This window comes from Mycobacterium simiae, assembly GCF_008370645.1.
GTDB lineage: Bacteria > Actinomycetota > Actinomycetes > Mycobacteriales > Mycobacteriaceae > Mycobacterium > Mycobacterium simiae_A.
On sequence record NZ_VTZN01000385.1, the window covers coordinates 1 to 1,375 of the forward strand.

A 1,375-nucleotide genomic window follows, 5' to 3' on the forward strand; every position below is an offset into this window, starting at 1 on the left:
CCATCACAACCCCCCTACTAACGAGCCGCATCAACGGCTCTGACAGGTTACTCAAAGGACTTACCAACCAACCCCACAGGGCGGATCGTACGACAGATCACACCAGAAAACTGGACGTTCTTCAAGTGATCGAGGAATTCGGGGGCGGCGGCGGTCGGTCACCCGCCACATCTCGGAGCCATTTCCGTGGAGTCGGCCCACTTTCCAGCGCATTGTCAATATGTTGGACACGATAAGGTCGACTGCACTGGTTCAACGAAAATGTTCTTGCGGCCGGCCTCTGGTCCCACCAACCGCCAGCCGGTATGCACACGGCCGCCCGATCGGGCAAATTTTGAACTCTGGAATCAACTCGCCGGGTGAGCGACGTCCGGCAGCACGTACTGTTGCTAAACACATTCGAGGCTGCTAGAAAAAATTATTGAAAAACCCTGAAAGCCCGTTGCCTGAGACGAACAGACCCGAGCTTCCGGTGCCGGAGTTGAAGATGCCCGAGGTCATGACGCCCGCTATAAAAATACCGGCATTTTGTACAGCCGCATTATAGAAACCCGCGTTTCCATAGCCAGTATCCAGTACACCAGAATTTCCTCCGAACAGGCTTGTGGTGCTGGTATTGACGTAGCCAGAGTTACCGAAGCCCGAGTTTTGGATGCCCGAATTCCCGCTGCCGGACGGATCGTTATGACCAAAGCCAGAGTTACCAGTGCCGACATTGAAAAATCCGGAGTTAGGGCCAGCTTGGGTGGCCGCGCCGAAGAAGCCGGTGTTAAGGCTGCCGCCATTGAAGCCGCCCGTGTTGGTGTCGCCCGCGTTACCGAAACCAGTGTTGACACCGCCCGCGTTGCCGAAACCCGAGTTAATGTCGCCGGCGTTCAGGAATCCAGTGTTGACGTTGCCGGAATTCCCGAAGCTGGTATTCGAGTTGCCTGAGTTGAAGCTTCCTGCGTTAAAATTGCCGGAATCGAAGAAGCCGAAGTTGCCGGCTCCGGCGTTTCCGCCGCCCGTATTCGTACTACCACCGTTCCAGAATCCAGTGTTGACATTGCCGGCGTTTCCTAAGCCCGTGTTCCCGATGCCAGAGTTTCCGACACCCACATTTCCGGTACCGGAGTTAAAGAAGCCAATATTGCCAGTACCCGAATTGCCGAAGCCGATGTTTCCGCTACCGGAGTTCAGAGCACCGATTCCAAATTGATTGTTACCGGTTAACCCGAAACCAATATTATTATTCCCGGTATTGCCGAAGCCAAAATTGCCACTGCCCGCGTTGCCAAAGCCGACGTTAGTACTGCCGAAATTTCCACTACCGAAGTTGAAGTTACCATTGTTTCCGTTGCCGAAGTTGGTGTCGCCGATGTTGCCGCTACCCACG

General features: G+C 54.6%; 1 pseudogene. It reads right to left on the reverse strand.

The features are described 5' to 3' along the window. Window positions 1–408: 408 nt before the first annotated feature. Window positions 409–1,375 (reverse strand): annotated as a pseudogene (locus tag F0Q45_RS25970) (hypothetical protein); the annotation flags it as partial.